Below are 20,762 nucleotides of genomic sequence, written 5' to 3' on the forward strand. Positions count from 1 at the left end.
GGACGGGCCCGGGGCGGTTCGGGGACGGGCGGTCGGTCGGTCGGGGACGGCGTCAGGCCGGGTCGGCCACGCGTCCGCCGCGCAGCCCGGCGATCACGTCCCACAGCTGCGCCGGGGTGGCGAAGGTGTCGGCCACCAGCTCGCCGTCCGGGATGCTGATCCCGTACACCTGCTCCACCTGGACGAGGAGCTCGACCATGGCGAGCGAGTCCAGGCCCGCGGCGCGCAGGCTGGCGTCACCCGTCAGCGGGCCGCGGGCGGCGAGCCGGGGCAGGGTCTGGAGCAGCAGTTCCTCGAAGGCCGTGTCCCACGGCCGGTCCTGGCGGGTCTCGTCGGTCATGGGTGCTACCTCCGTGCGGTGGATGGGTCGGTGGTGCGGGCGGCGTCGTCGCCGGGCTCCAGGGCCCGGCGCTGCAGCGCCAGCCGGGTCGCGGAGACCACGCGGTCGCCGTCGACCAGTACCTCGGCCGGGGCCCGGTGGCCGAGGAAGCCGAGCAGGCTGGCGGTGAGGCCGTACGCGCCCACGTTGGGGACGGCGAGCAGGTCGCCGGAACGGACCCCGGGCAGCTCCACGGCCCGGGCCAGGATGTCCGCCGGGGTGCAGAGCGGACCGGCCAGGGTCACCGGCTCGGCCGGCTCCCCGGCGGCCGGGGTCCGGGCCGGCCCGGTCGGCTGGGCCCGCAGGGGCAGCAGCCGGCCCAGACCGGACAGCCCCCCGAGGTGGTTGATCCCGGCGTCGAGCACCGCGTAGGTGCTGCCCCGGCTCGGCTTGACGTCGGTCACGGTGCTCAGCAGCCGCCCGCTGTCGCCGACCAGGTAGCGGCCGGACTCGAAGGCGATCACCGGCCGCCCCTCGCGCCAGCCGGGCAGGTTCTCGTCCAGCACCTCGGCCAGGGCCTCCCGCAGCCGCCGGTACACCGGCCGCTCGCCGGCCGTCGCGTACGGGCAGGCGAAGCCGCCGCCGAGGTCCAGCAGCTCCAGCTCGATGCCGAGCCGGTCGCGCAGGCGGGCGGCGGTGCGCACGCTCTGGGCCAGTTCGGCGATCAGGCCGTCCTCGTCCGCGGAGTTGGTCAGCGGGAAGAAGTGCAGCCCGACGACCCGGGTGCCGGCGACCCGCAGCCGGTCGGCCTCCTTCGCGAGCCAGTCCAGGTCGAAGCCGAACTGGGAGGGGCCGCCGGTCATCCGCAGCCCCGCGGTGCCCGGCGCGCCGGCGGCGTTGATCCGCAGCACGCAGTCGGCCACCGCGTCATGGGCGGCGGCGGCCGTGCCGACCCGCTCCAGGTCCCCGAAGGACTCGACGGAGAAGGCGCGCACCCCGGCGCGCACCGCCTCGTCCAGCTCGGCCGCCACCTTGCCCGGCCCGGAGTACAGCAGTTCCCCGGCCGGGTGCCCCGCCTCCAGCGCCGCGGCCAGCTCGCCGCGCGAGGTGACCTCGGCGTGCACGCCGCCGCGGCGCAGTTCGGCGACCAGGGCGGGGTGGGGGTTGGCCTTCAGGGAGTAGTAGATCCGGGAGGGCTGCGGGACGGCCTCGCGCAGGTCCCGGGCGGCGGCCCGGACCCGGGCCGCGTCGTAGACGTACAGCGGGCTGCCGTACGCCGCGACCAGTTCGGGATCGGTGAACGCGCCCGCGGTCACGGGCCCACCTCGGCACCGGGGCCGCCCGCGGCCCGCCACTCGGGCTCCGCCAGGATCTCCAGCACGGCGCAGGTGCAGGTGAAGCCGGATCCGCTGCCGACCACCAGGACCTTGTCGCCGGGGCGCAGCACGCCCGTCTCGGCCAGGTCGTTCAGCCCGGCGAACTGGTCGGCGGCGCCGAGGTGTCCGGCCCGGCGGGCGAACTCCCAGGTGGTGCGCTCCTCGGAGACCCCGAGCATCTTCTGCACCTGCCACTCCATCTTGCTGCGTCCGGTCGCCGGGATGACCGTCCAGGCCAGGCCCTGACGGTCGGTGCCGGCGTCCGCGAGGGCGGTGTCGATGGCCTCGCCGACCACGCCGACGAGCCGCTCGGTCGCCTCGCGCAGGCTGCCGTGCTGCTGCACGTAGTGGCCGACCCGCTCGCTGAGGGTCTGCTGCTCGCCGGTGGGCAGCGGCTCGAAGCCCCTGCCCCGGACCACGGCCTCCAGCGAGTTGTCCGAGACCGTCGCGGTGGACACCAGCCGGGCGAACCCGCCCCGGTTGCTCAGCACCACGGCGGCGGCGCCGTCGCCGTAGACGATGCCCTGCTCCTGCCGCCAGCGGCGCATCAGCGGCGCGCCGAAGCGGTCGGCCGTGGTGAGCACCGCGCTGGTGCCGGGCTCCGCCGACGCCAGCCGGTGGGCGGCGAGCTCCAGGCCGGCGAGGCCGGCGTTGCACTCCTGCTTCAGCTCCAGCGCGGTCACCCGGGGGCCGACGGCGTGGTTGGCCACGTAGGAGGCGGCCGGCCAGCCGTCGATGCCCTGGAAGTAGATGTAGCTGTGCACCAGCAGCGCGACGTCCTCCGGGGAGGCACCGGAGCGCTTGAGCGCGGTGGTGGCGGCCTGCACCGCCATGTCGGGCGGCGCCACGTCGTCCGGGGCCACCCGGACCGACAGCAGCCCGTCGGCCTCGAACTGCTCGGGGTCGTACTCACCCGAGTCGACGGCGGAGCGCGCGGAGACCGCCGGCGGCAGCCAGGCTCCGGTCCCCGACACATACACGTTTTGCCAGCGCATGGGGTCTCCATTCCTCGTGACGGTCCGTCGGGCGATGGAGTCGAGCCCTCACCCCGCCGTCCACGGCATCCTCCGAGCGCCAACTTGGGTGCCGCTAAAACCCGGCGGGCGACCCGCGCCCGGGCCGCGCACAAGCCCGGCTTCAGCCCGGCCGACCAGCCTGGGGCGCGACGGCCCCGCGACCGGGGCCGGCCCTGCCGACGACGGGAGCCGAGCATGCAGGAATCCCCCGGGGACGAGGCGCCCCCCGACCCGCGCCGGTGGTGGGTGCTCGCGGTGCTGTCCGCCGCGCTGTTCGCGATCCTGCTCAACAACAGCCTGCTCAACGTGGCGGTGCCGCAGCTCATCCGCAGCACCGGCGCGGGCATGTCGCAGGCGCAGTGGATCGTCGACGCGTACACCCTGGTGTTCGCCGGGGCCCTGCTGACCGCCGGGACGCTCGGCGACCGCTACGGCCGCAAGCGGGCCACCCTGGCCGGCACCGCGACGTTCGGGGCCGGTTCCCTGGTGGCGCTGTTCGCCGACGGACCGTCCCAACTGCTCGCCGCACGGGCCGTGATGGGGCTCGGGGCGGCGTTCGTGATGCCGGGCACCCTGGCGATCCTGGTGAACGTCTTCCCGGCCCGCGAACGCGCCCGGGCGATCGCCGTCTGGGGCTCGGTCTCGGCGCTCGGCGTGGCGGCCGGCCCGGTCCTGGGCGGCGCGCTGGTGGACCGCTTCTGGTGGGGGTCGGTGTTCGCGGTGAGCCTGGTGCCGGCGGTGCTGGTGCTGGTGGCGGGCGCCGTGCTGCTGCCGGAGTCGGCCGATCCGGCCCCGCGCCCGGCCGACCCGGTGGGCGCCCTGCTGGGCGCCGGCGCCATGGGCGGGGTGGTGTACGGGGCGATCCAGGCCTCCGGGCACGGCTGGACCTCGCCGGGCGTGCTGGCGGCGCTGGCCGCCGGCGGGGCCGCCGCGGTCGCCTTCGTCGCCTGGGAACGCCGGCACCCGCACCCGATGGTGGACCTGGCCCTGCTGCGCAGGCCGGCCTTCGTCGGCGCCGGGGGCGGGAACCTGCTGCTGATGACCGGCGTGGCCGGCACGTTCTTCGTGCTCACCCAGCGGCTGCAGTTCGGCCTCGGGCTCAGCCCGCTGCGGGCCGGGCTCGGAATGCTGCCGAGCGCCCTCTCGGTGGGTGTCGGGGCCTTCCTCTCCGGTCGGCTGACCCGCCGTCACGGCCCGCGCGGGGCGGTCGGCGCGGGACTGGCGCTGGCGGCGGCCGGCATCGTCGTGGTCGGTGTGGTGGACGGCGGCTACCCGCCGGTGCTGGCCGGCCTGGTGGTCACCGGGATCGGCTTCGGGCTGGCCATGACGCCGGTGACCGACACGGTGATCTCCCTCGTCCCCGAGGCCCGTTCGGGCTCCGGCGCGGCCCTCAACGACACCTTGCAGGAGCTGGGCAACGCGCTGGGGGTGGCGCTGGTCGGCACGGTGCTCGCCCGCCGCTACGCGAGCGGGGCGGCCGGGCTGCCGGACCCGGCCGACCGCTCGCTGCACGACGCCCTGGAGCTCGCGGAGCGCACCGGCGGCCGGGCCGGGGACGCACTCGCGGCCGCGGCGCGGCAGGCCTTCGACCACGCCGCGGCGGCCGGGTTCGGCACCGCCGCCGCGGTGGTGGCGGTGGGCGCCGTGCTCGGCGCCGTCCTGCTGCCGGGCCGGTCGGAGCCGCCGGCCGGACCGGCGCCGCGGAGCGCTTCCCCGGTCGACCCCGCGCGCTCCCCGACGGACCGTCAACCCGGCCCCGTAAGGTAATGATCAAGCGCGATTCGAGTGACGGGGGAAGGATCGCGCCTGCCTCCGTCACGCCTGCTCGCCCGTTTTCAGCGGAGGTGTTTTCCCATGACCGTTTCCAGAGGCTCGCTGCTCAGCCGGGCCATGTACGTCGGCCCACCGATCCGGACCCTGCACGAGGAGTACGCGAAGGGCGGGCGGATCGACGAACGGGCCCCTGTGGTCGCGGCGAGCGAGGTGACGGTGGCCGCACCGCCGGACGAGGTCTGGCGGGTGCTCACCGACGTGCCGGGCTGGCCGGGCTGGGTGCCGGGCGTCAGGGAGGCCGCCCTGGACGGCGCGGGGCCGGCCGCGGACCTGACCTTCCGCTGGGTGCTGAACGGCATGCGCATCCGGTCCACGCTGGCCGTGGTGACGCCCGGGCGGGAGATCGCCTGGACCGGTCGGCTGGCCGGCTCGCGGGGCGTGCACCGGTTCCTGCTGCGGCCGGCGCCCGGGGGCGGCACCGTGGTGCGGTCCGAGGAGTCGATCGGCGGCGCGCTGGTCGGCCTGTACTACAGCAGCGAGAAGCTGTCGGCGGTCCTGCGGGGCTGGCTGGGCGCGCTGAAGAGCACGGTGGAGGGCGAGCGGTGAACACGACGACGGACCTGGCCCTGGCCTACACCCCGGTCTTCCTGGGCCTGCGCTTCCTGCTTGAGCTGTTCGCCCTGTACGGCTTCGGCGTGTGGGGCTGGCGCAAGGCGCCCGGCGCGCTGAAGTACCTGGCGGTGGTCGCGATACCCGTGGTGGTGGCCGTCGTCTGGGGCGACTTCGCCACCGCGGGCGACGAGGCCCGCAGCGGCGAGACCACCTTCGACACCCCGGGGCCGATCCGCCTGCTGCTGGAGTTCGCCGTGTTCGGCGGTGCCGCGGCGGGGCTGTGGCACGCCGGGATGCGCAGGACCGCCCAGTGGTTCCTGATCGTCCTGGCCGTCTACCACGTCGCCGCGTACGACCGGATCTGGTGGCTGCTCCAGCACTGACCCGCGACCGGCGCGACGGCCCGTCCCCCTCACCGGAGGGAGGACGGGCCGTCGTACGCCGCCTTCAGGCCGCCGGCGTGTCGGTCAGCCGACCGGCCGGCGCACCCTCCCGGCGGCCGGCGCGGCGGCCGGCTCCGGGGCGGCCGGGCCCTCCATGCGGTCCAGCCGCAGCGCCGCGTGCAGCCTGCGCAGCGGACCGGGGGCCCACCAGGTGGCGGAGCCGAGCAGCGCCATCAGCGCGGGCACCAGCAGCGCCCGCACCACCGTGGCGTCCAGCAGGACGGAGAACGCCGCGCCGAGGCCCAGCTCCTGGACGAACACCAGCCGGGACATCGCCAGCGCGCCCACCGCGACGCAGAACAGCGCGGCGGCGCTGGTGACGGTGGAGCCGATCTGCGCCAGGCCGTCGGCGACCGCCTCCCGGTCGCCGCGGCCCGCGGCCCGGGCCTCCTTGATCCGCCCCAGCAGGAAGACGTTGTAGTCGGTGGAGAGGCCGAAGGCGAGCGCGAAGACCAGCACGGGCGTGGTGGTCTCCAGCCCGCTGTGGGCGGCGAAGCCGAGGTTGCCGTCCTGGAAGACCCACACCAGGAAGCCGAACGCGGCGCCGGTGGAGAGCAGGTTCATCACCAGGGCGAGCAGCGGCAGCAGCACCGATCCGGAGAAGGCGAACAGCAGCAGCACCGTCACGCCGGCCAGCACGCCGAACGCCAGGGGCAGGCGGTCGGCGATGCTGCCCCGCTGGGCGAGGAAGTCCGCCGTCGTCCCGGTGAAGCGGGCGGTGACGGGCGCCGCCACGTCCTGGACCCGCTCGCCGGCCCGCAGTGCCGGACCGTCCAGCGGGTTGCCGGCGAGGACGGCGTCGATCTCCCAGTGCGCGGCGTCCAGCCGCTGCGGCTCGCCCACCGACTCCACCCCGGGCACCGCGGCGACCCGCCGGGCGTACTCCTGGAGCCCGGTGTCGTCGGCGGTGTCGAGGACGATCTGCAACGGGCTGGTGGCGATTTCGTCGAAGTCGCCGCCGAGCCGCGCGGCGACCTGCCCGGCGCTGATGTCCTTGGGGAGCGAGGTCGGGTCGACGCCGGTGAACCGCACCCCGGTGAGCGGGGAGGCGACGAGCAGCAGGACGACGGTGGCGACCAGCGTGAAGACCGCGGGCCTGCGCATGACCGCCGAGGCCAGCCGGTGCCAGCGCCCGGCGGTGGCCTGCCCGGCCGCCGCGGACCGCTGCCAGCGGCGCGGCGCCAGCGCGTTGATCCGGTGGCCCAGCACGGCGAGCAGCGCGGGCAGTCCGAGCAGGGCGAACAGGGCCGCCGAGACGACGGTGATGACGCCGGCCAGGCCCATGGACCGCAGGTACGGGTGCGGGAACACCATGATCGCGAGCAGCGCGGCCGCCACCGTGAGCGCGCTGAACAGCACGGTGCGCCCGGCGGTGGCGACCGTCCGCCGCAGCGCCTCGGCGCCGGGGCCGTGCTCGGCCAGCTCCTCCCGGTAGCGGGTGACGATCAGCAGGCCGAAGTCGATGGACAGCCCCAGGCCCAGGGCGAAGGCCAGGCTCATCGCCCCGGTGGAGACGTCCATCGCGGTGGTGGCGATCCGCAGGCCGGCCATGGTGAGCAGCAGCGAGACGACGGCGCCCAGCAGGGGGACGAGGGCGGCCACCAGGCCGCGGAAGACCAGGAACAGCGCGATCAGGATGACCGGCGTGGCCAGGCCCTCGGCCTCGGCCAGGTCGGTGTCGGAGACCTGGGCCACCTGGACGTGGCCGGGCGTGGCGCCGCCGAGCCAGGCCCGGCCGTTCAGCGCCGGGTCGTCCTTGACGGCCCGCTGGAGCTCCTGCTCGGCGGCCTTGGTCTCCGGTTCGGCCATCGGGCGCACGGCGCCGACGACCACCGTGCTGTGCCCGTCCCGGGAGATCAGCGCGGGGTCGGCCGAGTAGTCGACGACCCGCTCGACCTCGGGCCGGTCCTTCAGCAGCCGGACGGCCGCGGTCACGGCGGCCGGGGGCGCGCCGGCACCGCGCAGCTGCTCGTCGGTGCGGACCAGCAGCAGGTAGCCCTGCTGGGAGTCGATGCCGGTGGCGCGGGTGATCGTCTCCCGGGCGACGACGTTGCCGCCGCCCGGGTCGTCGTAGTCGGACAGCCCGTTGGTGAGCCTGTCCCCGACGGAGCCGCCGAAGACCGCGGCCAGCACGGTGATCAGCAGGGTCAGCAGCAGGGAGGCTCTCCGTCGCCCGTGCAGAGCGGAGCCCAGAGCGGTGAACATCGGTATTCCTTCCGTCGCGCGGCCGTGGTGCGGCAGCGCGGGCGCAGAGGCGGACACGGCCGCCCCACCCTCGGCGAAGGCCCTTGGCTCTCGCTTGAGCGGGGCGTGCCCGTCCGCTGACTGCACGTCACCGGCGCGGCGCTCCGGCCGGACGGTCAGGCCGGCTCCCCCGCCAGCAGGGCGCGCAGCGCCTTGCCGTCCGTCTTGCCGTTGGCGGTGAGCGGCAGCGCGGGCAGCACCCGGCAGAGGTCTGGGACCTTGGCCGCCTCCAGCCGGTCGGCCAGCCTGCCCAGCACCTGCTCGGCGGTGACCTCGCCGACCACGAACAGCACCATGTCCCGGTCCTCCTCCGGGGCGAGCAGGGCCGCCTCGCGGACCCCGTCGATGTCCAGGACGGCGGCCTCGATCTCCACCGTGCTCATCCGCGAGCCGCGCCGCTTGAACAGGTCGTCGCGCCGGCCCTGGAAGTACAGGTGGCCGTCCTCGTCCAGCCAGCCGTAGTCGCCGGTGCGGAGCGTGACCCGGCCGTCCTCCGGGCTCACCCGGAACCGCTGCGCGGTGGGCTCCGGGGCCTGCCAGTAGCCGGCCATCACGTGCGGGCCGCGGACGGCGATCTCGCCGATCTCGTGCGGCGGCAGCGGCCGGCCGTCGTCGTCCAGCGTCAGCACCTCGGTGCCGGGCAGCGCGCGCCCCACCGATCCGGGCCGGGCCAGGTCGCCGTCGGGCTCCAGGACGGTGATCCGCTTGCACTCGGTGGTGCCGTACATCGGGGCCACCGCCGCGCCGGGGAAGGCCTCCCGCAGCGAGGCGATCAGCGGCGGGTTGAGCGCGGCACCGGTGTTGGTGAACAGCCGGACCCCGGTGGGCCGCGGGTCCCGGGAGGCCAGGCGCACCAGCAGTTCGCCGAGCGAGGGCACCAGCGGCACCACGGTGGCGCCGTGGTCGCGGGCGAACCCGAGCAGCCGGGCGTGGCCCTCCGGGCCGGACAGCAGCAGTTCGGCCCCGGCCAGCGCCGAGAGCAGCACCTGGTAGAGGCCGTAGTCGAAGGAGAGCGGCACGGCGGTCAGCACGACGTCGTCCGGGCGGTAGTTCAGCCGCCGGGCGATCGCCCGCGCGGCGAACACCACCTGGGCGTGCGGGCAGGCCACGGCCTTGGGCGCGGCGGTGCTGCCGGAGGTGTAGATCAGCAGCGCCAGCCGGTCGGCGGGCACCAGCGCCTCGCCGCGCCCGGCCGGGTCGGCGGGCCCGGAGAGGTCCAGCTCGGAGACCACGGCGACGGGCACCCCGGCGGGCCAGCGCAGCCCGTCGGCCTGCTCCCGCTCCGCCGCCTCCGCCACGATCAGCGACGGCGCCGAGTCGGCCAGCACCGGCCCCAGGTGGAAGGCCCGCATCGCCGGGTTGACGGGAACCAGCACGGCGCCGCGCCGCCAGGCCCCGAAGAGCAGGGCGGTGAACTCGCGGCCGCTGCCCACCCGGGCCAGCACCCGGTCGCCCGGCCGGATGCCGTGGCCGGCCAGGATCCGGGCGAAGGAGTCGGCGGCGGCGTCCAGCTCGGCGTACGTCCAGGCGCCGTAGCGGTCCCGTACGGCGGATGCGTCCGGGCGGGCGGCGGCAGCGGCGCCGAGGAACTCCTCGGCCGCGTTGGCGATCCGGGCGGCGTGCTCCGAGCCGGCGGCGGTGGCGACCCCGGGTACGGGTACGGTCTCGAACGTGCGCGTGGTCAATGCTCCCCCTAGTCGGTGACGGTGACGGGTGGTCGGGCATCTGGCGGTGCGCGGCCCCCCGGCCTCGTTCCGCATCGTCCGAGAGGGGGCTTTGGCACCGCTAAAAGCGCGCCGTCCCGGCTCCGGTCAGCCCTGCCCGGCCCCGGCCGGCCCGGGGGCCGTGCCGGGAATCGCGCCGGGGGCCGCCTCGTAGCGGCGCAGCACGGCGGAGAGGAGCTCCGGGAACCCGGGCGCCTCCCGGGGGAAGAAGTGGCCGCCGGGCACCACGTTGATCTCGCTCTCCCGGGTGGAGTAGCGCACCCACTCCCGGACCTCGGGCACCGTGACCAGCCGGTCCTCGGCCCCGCCGAAGGCGTGCAGCGCCACCGGCAGCGGCGTGCGGGCGACGGTGCCGGCGGCGGCGCACAGCCGCAGGTCGTCGCGGACGATCGGCAGCAGGGCGGCGAGCCACTCCGGGTGGTCCAGCAGGATCCGGGGCAGTCCGCCGTAGGCGTCCAGGGTCCGCACCAGGTCGGCGTCGGGGATGTCGGGCTCGTCGGGCAGCGGCGCCGGCAGGTGCGGCGCCCGGTGGCCGCCGAGCACCAGGGCCGCGGGCAGCCGGGCGCCGCGGGCGTGGCGGTGCTGGGCGAGCGCGAAGGCGATCAGGGCGCCCATGCTGTGCCCGTAGAGCACGTGCGGGTGGTCGAGTTCCGGCCCGAGCTCCGCGTCGAGGTCGGCGACCAGGTCGTCCAGGTCGGTGAACCGCGGCTCCGCCATCCGCCCCTCCCGGCCGGGCAGTTGGACCGGGAGCAGCTCCGCGTCCGCGGTGATCCGGCGCTGCCAGCCCGCGTAGGCCGAGGCCCCGCCGCCCGCGTACGGGAAGCAGAACACCCGCAGTCGTCCCGGGGGCGGCGGGGTGCGGGTGAGGTAGCGCGTCATGGTGCTGGGTCTCCTCTCGGCCGGGCGGCGCCCGGCGGCCGAGGCTCCGCACCCTGCCCCGGCGTCCTCTCGCGCTCCGCCCGCCCGGCCCCGGTCGGGGGTGCCGGGCCGGGCGGGCGGAGCGGCGGGGTTCGGCCGGTGGGGGCGTACCGGCCGACGGTGCGTCAGCCTCGGTGCGGGCGCTAAAGGTTCGGCTGTGCACCACCCGCCCGGAGGGGCCCGTCAGACCCGCTCCGGGGCGGGCGCCGGCCGGCGGCCGAGCAGGTCCCGTGCCAGGACCGGCAGGAACGCCTCCGGGGCGTCGTGCGGGAAGAAGTGCCCGCCGTCGAAGAGGCGGACGGTGGTGCCGGCGGTGGAGTGCGGGCCCCAGGCCCGGAGTTCGTCCTCGGTCGTGGAGGCGTCCGAGCGGCCGCCGTAGACGGTGATCGGGCAGTCCAGCGGCGGGCCGGGCCGGTGCACATGGGTCTCGGCCACCGCGAAGTCGGCCCGCAGGGTGGGCAGCATGACGTTCAGCAGCGGGTTGCCGGCCCGGGCCTCGGCGCCGTGCCCGTTCAACGCCCCGATCCGCTCGAAGAGTTCGGGCGCGGGCGCGTCGTGCACCGGGGTCGCCCGGCGCGGGAGCTGCGGCGCCGGCAGGCCGGCCACCAGGAGCCGCCGCGGTTCGGGCAGGCCGAGCCGGTGCAGGGCCCGGCAGACCTCGAAGGCGATGCCCGCGCCCATGCTGTGGCCGAACCAGGCGTGCGGCCCGTCGAGCAGCGGGGCGACGTCGCGCAGCAGCGGCGGCAGCAGGTCGCCGAGCCGGTCGTGGGGGCGCTCCCGGAAGCGGGACTCGCGCCCCGGCAGCCGGATCGGCACGACCTCGATCTCCGGGCCCAGGTGCGGGGCCCAGGAGCGGAAGGCGGCCGCGCCGCCGCCCGCGTGCGGCAGGCAGAAGAGCCTGAGCCGGGCCGGGGGCCGTCCCCGGCGGCGCACGGCCCACTCCCCGGCCCGGGGGGCGGCCGGGATCCCGGTCAGTCCATCCATCGGGCCACCCTTTCGGCGAGTGCGAGACAGGTCAGGTTGGGCGGGGCGCTGGGCATCACCGGGAGCACCGAGGCGTCGACGACGTACAGTCCCTCGGCGCCGTGCACCCGGCAGCGCTGGTCCACCACCGCCTCCGGGTCGTCGGCCGGCCCCATCCGGGCGGTGCCGACGGCGTGCCAGCTCGGCGACACGAACCTGGTCACGGCGCCGCGCAGCAGCCGGTCATCCCGGACCATCCGGTCGGTCCAGACCAGCACCCGCTCCAACAGCCCCGCCATCGGCGCCGACCGCAGCAGCTCCCAGGCCTGCCGGACGGCGGCCATCAGCAGGTCGACGTCGGCCGGGTCGGTCGCCAGGCCGAGCAGGATCTCCGGCGGGGTGGCGGCGTCCGCGTCCCGGATCGTCACCGAGCCGCGGGAGGCGGGCCGCAGCACCATGGCCGACAGCCCGACGGCCAGTTCGGCGCGGAGCATGCCGGCGATCAGCGGGTTCGCCGCGACGGGCACCGCGTCCAGCAGGAACAGCCCCAGGTCCGCCGTGGCGCCGGCCGGGTCGGCGGCGCAGCGGGCGGTGACCTGGTGCCAGCTGTCCCCGGCCCGGCAGACCCCCGCGCGGGGCTCGGACCAGAGCACGACCGCCGGGTGGTCGACGAGGTTGCGTCCCACGCCGGGCAGGTCCAGTGCGGGGGTGATGCCCAGGGCGGCCAGCAGCCGCGGGTCGCCGATGCCCGAACGCTGGAGCACCGCCGGGGTGTTGACCGCCCCGGCGGCCAGGGTCACCCGGCCGGCCGCCACCTGCCGGAGCCGTCCGTCGCGCCGCACCTCGACCCCGGTGGCCCGGTTCCGCGCGTCCAGCAGGACCCGGGTCGCCGTGCTGCCGGTCCACAGGGTCGGGCCGTCGCCCCGCTCCCGGGCGGGTCGCAGGTGGCTCTCGGCCGTCGAGATCCGGCGGTCGTCGACGGCGTTGGCGGGCGTGACGCCGGCGCCGAGCGCGGCGCCGGAGTTGAGGTCCGCCAGGACGGGCACGCCGAGCCGGGCGCAGCCGTTCAGGAAGGCCCGGGCCGTGGTGGCGAGCGCGTCCTCGCCGGTCCGGCGGATCGGCACCGGTCCCCGCGTGCCGTGCGCCGGCCCCTCGGCGTCGTGGTCCGTCTCCAGGGCGACCAGGTACGGCAGCATCCGCTCCCAGGTCCACTCCGGGTTGCCGGCGGCCGCCCAGGCGTCGAGGTCCGCGGGCAGCGGGCGCAGCGCGAGCGCGCCGTTGACGGCGGAGGAGCCGCCGACCACCTTGCCGACCCCGTACGGGAACCCGCGCCTGGCGCCCTCGGACGCCTTGGCGGTGAAGTCCCAGTTGCGGCCGGTCAGGACGGGCACCCCGGCCCGGTCGTCGGACGCGCCGTCGCCGTCCGGGAGTTCCCCGGCCTCGATCAGCAGTACCCGGCGCCCGGGCCGTTGCGACAGGCGTGCGGCGAGCACCGCCCCCGCCGAGCCCGCGCCGACGACCACGTCGTCCCAGTACGGGATCCCGCTCTCCGTGCTCACCTGCTCACGCCCCCCGCCGGTCCTTGACCAGGGCGGCCAGTCCGGCCACCGTGGGGTTCTCGAAGAGCAGTTGGAGGCCTTCCTCGGTGTCGCCCTCCCACTGGAACGCCTCCCGCACCTTGGTGAGGATGTGCACGGCGTGCAGGGAGTCGCCGCCGAGTTCGAAGAAGTTGTCCTCGACCCCGAAGCCGTCGAACTCCATGACCTCGGCCCAGACCGCGAGCACGGCCGCCTCGAACTCGTCGCGGGGGGCGACGAGTTCCTGCTCGTCCAGTTCGCTCCACGGCGCCGGCAGCGCGGCGGCGTCGACCTTCCCGTTGGCGCTCAGCGGGATCGCGTCGACGAGCAGGCAGTGCTTGGGGACCATGTAGTCGGGGAGGCGCTCGGCCAGCTCCGCCAGCAGTACGGCCGGATCCGGGCGCACCGGGCCGCCGGGTGCCGCGGCCCCGGGGTCGGAGCCGGGCCCGGCCGGGACGGCGTAGGCCACGAGCTGGCGGCGGCCGGTGGCGGGGTTGGTGTCGACCCGGGCGATCGCCCGGCCGACGCCCGGGAGCCGTTCCAGGGTGGCGGCGATCTCGCCGAGTTCCACCCGGTAGCCGTTGAGCTTCACCTGGAAGTCCCGGCGGCCGAGGAACTCGATGTCCCCGCCGGGCAGGTAGCGGCCCAGGTCCCCGGTGCGGTAGAGCGTCTCGCCGGTCTCCGGGTGGCGCACGAAGCGCTCCGCGGTGCGCTGCGGGTCCGCCCAGTAGCCCTTCGCCACGCCGGTGCCGCCGATCCAGATCTCCCCGGTGGCCCAGAGCGGGCGGTCCCGGAACCGGTCGTCGAGGACGTGCAGGGTCTGGTTGGCCAGCGGCTTGCCGTAGGGGATCCTGGCCCACTCGGCCGGCACCCGACCGATCGGGTAGTGCACCGACCAGATGGAGGCCTCGGTCGCCCCGCCCAGGCTGACCACCTCGGCGCGCGGGTGCCGGGCGCGGACGGCGTCGGGCAGCGCGACCGGGATCCAGTCGCCGCTGAGCAGCACCAGCCGCAGGTCGCCGGCCCGCTCGTCGGACAGGCGGGCCGAGGAGTCCGCCCACAGCTGCATCAGGGCGGGCACCGAGTTCCACACCGTGACGCCGTGGCGCTCGGCCAGCTCGGCCCAGTGCAGCGGGTCGTGCGAGCGCTCGGGGCTCGGCACGACGACGGTGCCGCCGGCCGCGAGGGTGCCGAAGACGTCGTAGACGGACAGGTCGAAGGTGAGCGCCGAGAGGGCGAGCACCCGGTCGGCCGGTCCGACCGAGAAGCGGCGGTTGATGTCCCGAACGGTGTTGACGGCCCCCCGGTGGTCGATCATCACGCCCTTGGGGACGCCGGTGGAGCCGGAGGTGAAGATCACGTAGGCGAGGTCCTCCGGGGCCGGCGCGGTCGGCGGCTCGGTGGCCGGCTGTGCCAGCGTCTCCTCGTCGTCCAGGGTCACCAGGACCGTCCCGGCGGGCCACTCCAGCTCGTCCCGGTGGCGGGCCGAGGTGACCACCAGGGCGGCCCGGCCGGACTCCAGCAGCTGCCGGCGGCGCGCCGCGGGCCACTGCGGATCGATCGGCAGGTAGGCCGCGCCGGAGGCCGTCACCCCGAGGACCGCCGGGATCTGCTCCGGGCCCCTGTCCAGCACCACGCCGACCAGTTCGCCGCGGGCGGCGCCGAGGCCGGCGAGCCGGTGGCCGAGCCGGTGCGCCGAGGCCAGCACGTCGCCGTAGGAGAGCGTGCCGCCCTCGGAGACGACGGCCGTGGCGTCCGGGGTGCGCCGCGCCTGGTCGGCCACGAGGCTCAGCAGCGTCCCGCCGGGCAGGTCGAGGGCGGTGGCGTTGACCCGCTCGCGCTCCTCCAGCTGCGCGGCCGGGGCCCCGACCGTGGGGGCCAGGTCGTCCCAGAGGGCCGGATCGTCGCTCAGCCGGCCGAGCAGGGTCCGGAAGGCGGCGAACATGTCGTCGAGCAGGCCCTCGGGGAACAGCGCCTCCACCGCGTCCCAGTTGAAGACCAGTTCGCCGTTCTCCTCCAGCACCTGGTGGTCGAGCCAGACCTGCGGGGTCTGGCTCACCCCGTGGCGGTAGTCGCCGAAGAACGCCATGCCGTCCATCGTGTCGGCGTCGCCCGAGAAGCCGAGGGCGCTGGTGAAGACGATCGGCATGCCGGCGCCGAGGCCGCTGCCGAGCCGGCGGGCCCGCTCGCGCAGCACGCGCACGCCGCTGTACGACAGGTGCTCCAGGTCCCGCATCAGCTGCTGCTGGAAGCCGGCGGTGCGCCGGGCGAAGCTCTCGTCCTGGCCGCCGCTGATCCGCAGCAGGGTCAGCGAGGTGAAGTCGCCGATGATCCCGCCGATCTGCGGGTGCGCCTCGGCGGGCCGGTTGAACAGGGTCAGGTTGAGGGTGAAGTCGCCCTGCGACGTCCACTGGCGCAGCACGTCGGCGAAGGCCGCCAGCAGGACCGACGAGGGGGTCAGGCCGCGCTCCCTGGCGGTCTTCTTGACCAGCTCCCACTGCTCGCGGGGCAGCGAGGCCCGGCGGCGGGTGAAGACGGTCCGCTCGGCCGAGCCGGGCTGGATCGCCAGCGGCAGGTCCGGGGCCGGGGGCAGTTCGTCGAGGCGGTCCAGCCAGTACTTCTCGGCGGCCCGGTACCGGGCGCCGCCGCGCTTCTCCTCCTCGGCGAGGACGAAGTCCCGGTAGCCGATCGCGAACGGCTCCGGCGTCCACTGCTCGTCCTCGTAGTGGCGCTGCCAGTCGCGGAAGAACAGGTCGAAGCTGTAGGCGTCCATGATCAGCAGGTCGAGGCTGACGTGCAGGCGCAGCCCCTCGCGGTGCCGGGTGGCGCGGATGTCGAACAGCGGCCAGGTGTCGGGGGCGAGGACCTGGTGGTCCAGTTCGGCCCGCAGCGAGCGCAGGTGCTCCTCGAAGGCGTCCTCGGTGGCGTCCGCCCGGTCGTAGTGGCGGATCTCGTAGTCCGGGACCTCGGGCAGCACCCGCTGGCGGCCGTCCGGGCCGATCACCGCGCGCAGCATGTCGTGCCGGGCGATGACCTTGCGCAGGCTGCGCTCCAGACGGTCCACCTCCAGGCCGTCGCGGTCGAGCTCGAAGTAGAAGTGGGTGGCCACCCCGCCCAGTTCGAGCGCCCGGTTGTGGCCGATCCAGTAGGCGTGCTGGATGTCGGTGAGCGGGAACGGCTCGTGCCGCTGGTCGGGCCGCGCGGTGAGCGGCGCCGGGCCGGCGCCCTGTCCGGCCGCGCGCAGCAGGTCGATCAGCTCGCCGCGCCGGGCCCGGAGTTCGTCCCGGATCCGGGCGGTGACCGCGCCGGGCGGCGCGATCACTTCGAGGCTGTCGCCGGAGAGCCTCAGCTTGATGCCCAGGTGCTGGAGTTCCGAGATCAGGTCGTGGTCCATCGCGGGTCGTCCCCCTGGGGTCAGTGCTGAGCCGGACACGTGGTCATGAGTGCGGCGACGGCCGCGACACGGGTGCCGGTGAGCAGGGTGTGGTGGGTGCCGTCGGTCCGGTCGGCGGTGGTCCGGCCGGTGGTGAGCGGGGCCCAGCCCCACTCGGCGGAGTCCGCGTGGGGGTGGTCGGCGAACTCGCTGACCCTCCCGTGCGCCGCCCGGATCACGGTGGTGTCGGCCGTGATCGTCCCGGCGCGGTAGCGGTGGCAGGCGGTGATGATTCCCCGGAACACCGGCCAGCTGAGGGCCAGGTCGGCGGCGTCCGGGAGGTCGAGCCCCTGTTCGCGGGCCAGCGCCACGGCCCGGGCGAGCCGTTCCGCCGCCGGGGCCGCGGCCACCTCGGCGGCCGCCCCGGGGCGCACGGCCGCCGGGTCGAAGCCGATGTCCAGGTCCTCCAGGAACCAGAGCAGCACGGCCGCCTCGTCCGTCTCCCGGGCCCCGTCCGTCTCCCGGGCCTCTGGGGCGGCGGCCCGCTCGGGGGCCGGGGAGTCGATCACCACGAAGCGCTCCACCGTCTCGCCCCGCTGCTCCAGCAGCCGGACCAGTTCGAAGGCGATCACCGATCCGGAGGACCAGCCGGCCACCCGGTACGGCCCGTGCGGGCGGACGGCGAGCAGCGCCCGCGCGTAGCACTCGGCCAGCTCCTCCACCGTGTCCAGCGGATCCCGGCCCACGCCCGGGCCGGGCGCCTGGAAGGCGTGGGCGGGGCCGTCGAGCAGTTCCGCCAGGCCCCGGTAGCAGAGCACGTTCCCGCCCGCCGGGTGCACCAGCAGCCAGGGCGTTCCGTCGCCGGTGGCGTCGAGCGCCACCAGCGGGGACCACTCCTCCTGCCCGGCCTCCAGGAGGGCGGCGAGCTCGGCGACCGTCCGGTGCTCCAGCAGCGCCCCGAGCGGGGCGCGCAGCCCGAGCCGCTGGCCGACCAGGCCGATGACGCGCAGCGCCGCGAAGGACTGCCCGCCGAGCTCGAAGAAGTCGTCGTGGACACCGACCGACTCGATGCCGAGGACCGACTCCCAGATCTCCACGAGGACCTTCTCGGTCTCCGTCCGGGGGGCGGTGTACGTCCGGTCCTGCCCGTCGCAGGCCGGGCCCATGGCCTCCAGCGCGCGGCGGTCCAGCTTGCCGTTGGCGGTGAGCGGCAGGTCGTCGAGCACGACGACGAAGCTCGGCACGAGGTGGCCGGGCAGCCGTTCGGCCAGGAAGCCGCGCAGTTCCTCGGGTTCCGGACGCGGTGCGCCCCGCTCGGCCACGGCGTAGCCGGCGAGCTGGCGTCCCGAGCCTGCGGTGCGGGCGACGACGACGGCGTTCCGTACGGCCGGGTGCCGGGCCAGGGCGTGCTCGATCTCGCCCGGTTCCACCCGGAAGCCCTGGATCTTGACCTGGAAGTCGGCGCGGCCCAGGAACTCGATGTCGCCGTCGGGGCGGTAGCGGCCGAGGTCGCCGGTGCGGTAGAGCCGCTCGCCGGTGGCCGGGTCGGTGACGAAGGAGGCGGCCGTCCGGGCGGGGTCGTTGAGGTAGCCGAGCGCGACTCCGGTGCCGCCGATGTACAGGTCGCCGGTGACCCAGTCGGGGGCGTCGCGGCCGGTCCGGTCCAGCACCCGCCAGGTCTGGTTGCCCAGGGGGCGGCCGTAGGGGATGCTCGCCCAGTTCGGGTCCACCCGGTCGATCGGGTGGTGGATGGACCAGATCGACGCCTCGGTGGCGCCGCCGAGGCTGACCACGCGCGCCCCGGGCGCGATCCGCCGGATCAGCGCCGGGAGCCGGACGGGGATCCAGTCGCCGCTGAGCAGGACCACGCGCAGCCCGGGGAAGGTCAGCCCGGCCTGCTCGGCGGCCTCGGCGAACAGCTGCATGATCGCCGGTACCGAGTTCCAGACCGTGACGCCGTGCTCGCGCACCAGGTCGGCCCACTGCCCCGGGTCGGCCGACCCGGGCGGCGGCAGCAGCAGGGTCGCGCCGGCCTCGGCGGTGCCGAAGACGTCGTAGACGGACAGGTCGAAGCAGAGCGAGGACACCCCGAGGACCACGTCGCCGGGGCCGATGCCGAACCGGCGGTTGATGTCGACCACGGTGTTCAGCGGCCCGCGGTGGTCGAGCACCGCGCCCTTGGGCCTTCCGCTCGACCCCGAGGTGTAGATGACGTACGCGGTGTCGCCCGCATCGCCCGCCCGGGCCGGTGCGGGACCCGCTTCGGCGGCGGGCTCCCCCGCCGTCAGCACCGGGCAGGCGGCGACGGCGGCGATCGACTCCCGTTCCCCGGCCGAGGTGACCACGGCCGCCGCGGGGGTGTCGGCGAGCAGTTCGCCCACGCGTTCCCGCGGCCAGGCGGGGTCGATGGGCACGTAGGCGGCGCCGGCCGCGAGCACGCCGTACACGGCGGCGATCTGCTCGTCGCCCTTCGGCAGGACGACGGCGACCTTGTCCCCGGGGCGCACCCCGGCCGCGGCCAGCCGGGCGGCCAGCTCCTGGGCGCGGGCGTGCAGTCGCCCGTAGTCCACGGCGCCGTCCGCGGTCAGCACGGCCGCGGTGTCGGGCCGCTGCGCGGCCTGCCGGGCGAGCGCGCGGTCGAGCAGGCCCGTGGGTACGGGGCCGGCCGTGTCGTTGACGGCGGCCCGGCGCTCGCGCTGGGCGGCCGGCAGCAGGTCGAAGGAGCGGTGCTCCCAGGCGGCCGGGTCCTCGGCGAGCAGCAGGAGCAGGTCGCGGTAGGCGGCGTGCATGGCGTCGATCAGCCCGGCGGGGAACATCGCCTCGATGAGGTCCCAGACCACCCACAGGCCGCCGTCGCTCTGCTCCCAGAACTGGTTGTCGAGCAGCACCTGGGGCGTCTCCAGGTGGCTGAAGACCGGCTGGTCCAGGTGCCCCATGAACAGGCCGCTGCCGACCACGAACGGGCAGGCCGCCCGGCCCGGGGTGCGGCGCACCTGGTTGAGGGTCTGGAGCACCTTCACCCCGCTCCAGTAGGTGTGCTCCATGTCGGTCATGACCCGGGTCTGCAGCCGCCGCGCCCGGTCGTGGAACGGCTCGTCGTGCCGCCAGTCCACCTCCAGCGGGTAGAGCGAGGCGAAGTTGCCGACCACCTCGGTGATCTGGGGGTGGATCGGCAGCCGGTGGGTCATCATGTTGTTGAGCAGGAAGTGCCGCGAGCCGCTCCAGTGCGCCACCGTCTCGGCGTAGACCGCGTACACCGCGTTGGTGGGGGTGACGCCGTGGTCCGTGGCGCGCCGCTTGAAGCGGGCCCACTGCTCGGCGTCCAGGGTGAACTCGCGCCGGGTCAGCCGGGCCCGGGTCCGGGTGTCCGCGCCGCTCACCAGCGGCAGGTTCGGCGCCTCGGGCCAGTCGGCCATCCGGTCGCACCAGTACGCCCGGGAGGCCTCGCCGCGCTCCGACTCCTCCAGCGCGGCCAGCGCCAGCACGCAGTCGCGGTAGCCCAGTTCGAGGTCGTCCACGGCCTCGGACGGGTCGTGGTAGGCGCGCAGCACGCTGTCCAGGAAGCGGCCGGTGCCCGGACCGTCGCTGAAGAAGTTGTTGTTGTTGTAGTGCAGCCGGGCCCGGCCGTCGCCGTAGCGGGTGATCCGCACGTCCATCCAGGGCCAGGTGTCCAGCGGGAGTTCGGCCGCCTGCATCTCGTCGCGGGTCCGCTCGACGGCGGCCATCGCCTCGGCCTCGCCGGCCTGCCGCAGGTCCGCCACCCGCACCCGTACGGGCGCCGGGTCGCGGACGGTCTCCAGTTGGAGGTCCTCCCGCACCACCACCAGGCTGCCGCGCTGGCGGTGCAGCATCCGGTTGAGCGCGGCCTCGAAGCGCTCCGGGTCGAGCTCCGCGAAGTCGAACTCCATGTACTGGTGCGGCCGGACGTGGTACTCGAACTGGGCGGTGCTGCCGACCAGGAAGGACATCTGCAGGTCGGACGGGGGGAACGGGTCGTGGCGCCGCTCGGGGTCGGGTACCGCCCGCGGCAGCGCGCCGGCCTGCCGGGCGGTGTCGCCCTGCTTCAGGAGCGCGATCAACTCGGCCTTGTTCTCGGCGAGTTCGTGCCGGATGTGGTCGGGAAGCGAGCCGGCGGCGGCGCGCACCTCGATGCGGTCGCCGTCGACCAGCCGCAGCCGGACGCCGTGCTGGGCGAGCCGGCCGAGCAGCTCGGCCGGGTCGCCGTGCCGTCCGTGTGCTGTCATTCCGGGAACTCCTGTTCGGGCGGTCGGGGGCGCGGGCCCTGGCGGGCCGGGCCCCGCGGGGAGGCTGGGCGAAGTCGGGTGGTGGGGAACGGGGCGCGACGGCGCCCGGTGGTGCGCACCGAGGCCGCCATGGCCGCCGGGCTGCGCCGGGCGCGGACCGGGCGCACCACCGCCCTCACC

The 20,762-nt window shown here is 75.8% G+C and carries 13 protein-coding genes; 3 read left to right on the plus strand and 10 right to left on the minus strand.

The genetic code is table 11. The annotated features are described in order from the left end of the window. Positions 1 to 52: 52 nt before the first annotated feature. Genes ACFVHV_RS37660 through ACFVHV_RS37670 form a run of 3 tightly spaced genes read right to left on the minus strand, consistent with a single transcriptional unit; the run spans position 53 to position 2,690 of the window. Positions 53 to 340 carry an acyl carrier protein gene (locus tag ACFVHV_RS37660; protein WP_359912038.1) on the minus strand — a complete coding sequence of 96 codons (288 nt, stop codon included), beginning with the start codon at positions 338 to 340 and terminating at the stop codon, positions 53 to 55. A 5-nt stretch (positions 341 to 345) separates the two neighbouring features. Further along, positions 346 to 1,635: a type III PLP-dependent enzyme gene (locus tag ACFVHV_RS37665; protein WP_380357542.1), complete on the minus strand. Its 1,290-nt coding sequence runs from the start codon at positions 1,633 to 1,635 to the stop codon at positions 346 to 348. After that, positions 1,632 to 2,690, minus strand: a complete 1,059-nt coding sequence (locus ACFVHV_RS37670) for a ketoacyl-ACP synthase III family protein (RefSeq protein ID WP_359912042.1) — start codon at positions 2,688 to 2,690, stop codon at positions 1,632 to 1,634. Before ACFVHV_RS37670 ends, ACFVHV_RS37665 begins: the two co-directional genes overlap by 4 nt. A 216-nt stretch (positions 2,691 to 2,906) precedes the next feature. Here ACFVHV_RS37670 and ACFVHV_RS37675 point away from each other — a divergent pair, with 216 nt between their 5' ends. The 3 genes from ACFVHV_RS37675 (at position 2,907) to ACFVHV_RS37685 (ending at position 5,479) form a co-directional block, all read left to right on the plus strand. Beyond that, a complete protein-coding gene (locus tag ACFVHV_RS37675; RefSeq protein WP_380357545.1) occupies positions 2,907 to 4,478 on the plus strand; it encodes an MFS transporter in 1,572 nt (523 codons plus the stop codon). 87 nt (positions 4,479 to 4,565) lie between these two features. Next, positions 4,566 to 5,090: an SRPBCC family protein gene (locus ACFVHV_RS37680; RefSeq protein ID WP_359912047.1), complete on the plus strand. Its 525-nt coding sequence runs from the start codon at positions 4,566 to 4,568 to the stop codon at positions 5,088 to 5,090. After that, entirely contained in the window at positions 5,087 to 5,479 is a 393-nt protein-coding gene (locus ACFVHV_RS37685; protein WP_359912050.1) for a YrdB family protein, read from the plus strand. The genes ACFVHV_RS37680 and ACFVHV_RS37685 overlap by 4 nt, the downstream gene beginning before the upstream one ends. A gap of 84 nt (positions 5,480 to 5,563) precedes the next feature. Here the strand turns inward: ACFVHV_RS37685 and ACFVHV_RS37690 are convergent, their stop codons facing one another. The 7 genes from ACFVHV_RS37690 to ACFVHV_RS37720 form a co-directional block, all read right to left on the minus strand. Then, positions 5,564 to 7,744, minus strand: coding sequence for an MMPL family transporter (locus tag ACFVHV_RS37690; protein WP_380357548.1), 2,181 nt, complete (start codon positions 7,742 to 7,744; stop codon positions 5,564 to 5,566). 155 nt (positions 7,745 to 7,899) lie between these two features. Continuing rightward, a complete protein-coding gene (locus tag ACFVHV_RS37695; RefSeq protein ID WP_380357562.1) occupies positions 7,900 to 9,393 on the minus strand; it encodes a class I adenylate-forming enzyme family protein in 1,494 nt (497 codons plus the stop codon). Between the two features lie 201 nt (positions 9,394 to 9,594). Then, the gene (locus ACFVHV_RS37700; protein WP_380357551.1) at positions 9,595 to 10,386 is read right to left on the minus strand and encodes a thioesterase II family protein; all 792 of its coding nucleotides are present in this window, start codon (positions 10,384 to 10,386) and stop codon (positions 9,595 to 9,597) included. A gap of 222 nt (positions 10,387 to 10,608) precedes the next feature. Then, positions 10,609 to 11,409 (minus strand): alpha/beta fold hydrolase, encoded by an 801-nt coding sequence (locus tag ACFVHV_RS37705; protein WP_359912061.1) that lies wholly within the window; start codon positions 11,407 to 11,409, stop codon positions 10,609 to 10,611. After that, positions 11,397 to 12,947, minus strand: coding sequence for a GMC family oxidoreductase (locus ACFVHV_RS37710; RefSeq protein ID WP_380357554.1), 1,551 nt, complete (start codon positions 12,945 to 12,947; stop codon positions 11,397 to 11,399). Before ACFVHV_RS37710 ends, ACFVHV_RS37705 begins: the two co-directional genes overlap by 13 nt. Before the next feature lie 4 nt (positions 12,948 to 12,951). After that, the gene (locus tag ACFVHV_RS37715; protein WP_380357557.1) at positions 12,952 to 16,359 is read right to left on the minus strand and encodes an amino acid adenylation domain-containing protein; all 3,408 of its coding nucleotides are present in this window, start codon (positions 16,357 to 16,359) and stop codon (positions 12,952 to 12,954) included. Positions 16,360 to 16,379: 20 nt separating this feature from the next. After that, positions 16,380 to 20,582, minus strand: coding sequence for an amino acid adenylation domain-containing protein (locus ACFVHV_RS37720; protein WP_380357559.1), 4,203 nt, complete (start codon positions 20,580 to 20,582; stop codon positions 16,380 to 16,382). Positions 20,583 to 20,762 lie beyond the last annotated feature (180 nt).

Origin of the sequence: Kitasatospora sp. NPDC127116 (genome assembly GCF_042677365.1) — a bacterium.
Taxonomy (GTDB): Bacteria; Actinomycetota; Actinomycetes; order Streptomycetales; family Streptomycetaceae; genus Kitasatospora; species Kitasatospora lactacystinica.

Coding starts and splice junctions, on each gene's coding strand:
- ACFVHV_RS37660 (WP_359912038.1), bottom strand. CDS start 340: ATGACCGACGAGACCCGCCAGGACCGGCCGTGGGACACGGCCTTCGAG.
- ACFVHV_RS37670 (WP_359912042.1), bottom strand. CDS start 2,690: ATGCGCTGGCAAAACGTGTATGTGTCGGGGACCGGAGCCTGGCTGCCG.
- ACFVHV_RS37675 (WP_380357545.1), top strand. CDS start 2,907: ATGCAGGAATCCCCCGGGGACGAGGCGCCCCCCGACCCGCGCCGGTGG.
- ACFVHV_RS37680 (WP_359912047.1), top strand. CDS start 4,566: ATGACCGTTTCCAGAGGCTCGCTGCTCAGCCGGGCCATGTACGTCGGC.
- ACFVHV_RS37690 (WP_380357548.1), bottom strand. CDS start 7,744: ATGTTCACCGCTCTGGGCTCCGCTCTGCACGGGCGACGGAGAGCCTCC.
- ACFVHV_RS37700 (WP_380357551.1), bottom strand. CDS start 10,386: ATGACGCGCTACCTCACCCGCACCCCGCCGCCCCCGGGACGACTGCGG.
- ACFVHV_RS37705 (WP_359912061.1), bottom strand. CDS start 11,409: ATGGATGGACTGACCGGGATCCCGGCCGCCCCCCGGGCCGGGGAGTGG.
- ACFVHV_RS37715 (WP_380357557.1), bottom strand. CDS start 16,359: ATGGACCACGACCTGATCTCGGAACTCCAGCACCTGGGCATCAAGCTG.
- ACFVHV_RS37720 (WP_380357559.1), bottom strand. CDS start 20,582: ATGACAGCACACGGACGGCACGGCGACCCGGCCGAGCTGCTCGGCCGG.